At 71.9% G+C, this 405-nt stretch carries 1 protein-coding gene; it reads left to right on the plus strand.

The annotated features are described in order from the left end of the window. Positions 1-16 precede the first annotated feature (16 nt). On the plus strand, positions 17-405 hold a 389-nt coding region (locus tag HYE82_RS37075), incomplete at its 3' end, for a glutamine amidotransferase (protein WP_179178602.1).

A 405-nucleotide genomic window follows, 5' to 3' on the forward strand; every position in this document is an offset into this window, starting at 1 on the left:
GTCCTGCCGCCCCCGGATGAACCCAGCCCCGTTCCTGATCCTTGAAACCGGCCGCCCGGTGCCGTCGCTGCGCCGCTACGGGCGCTTCCCGCACTGGATCCGGGTGGCCGCCGGGCTGGAAGAGCACGAGACGGTGGTGGTCGATGTCGAACACGGGGATGCCCTGCCCGACCCGCATGCCTTCGCCGGCGTGCTGGTGACCGGCTCGGCCGCCTTCGTCACCGACCACGCCGAATGGAGTGAGCGCAGTGCCGCATGGCTGCGCCAGGCCGCCCACGACGACCTGCCGGTGTTCGGTATCTGCTACGGTCACCAGCTGCTGGCGCACGCGCTGGGCGGGGAGGTGGCCTACAACCCGGCCGGGCGCGAGTCCGGCACGATCGAACTGGAGCTGCAGCCGCAGGC

The sequence above is a fragment of the Streptomyces sp. BR123 genome (assembly GCF_013401435.1).
In the GTDB taxonomy this organism is placed as follows: Bacteria; Actinomycetota; Actinomycetes; order Streptomycetales; family Streptomycetaceae; genus Streptomyces.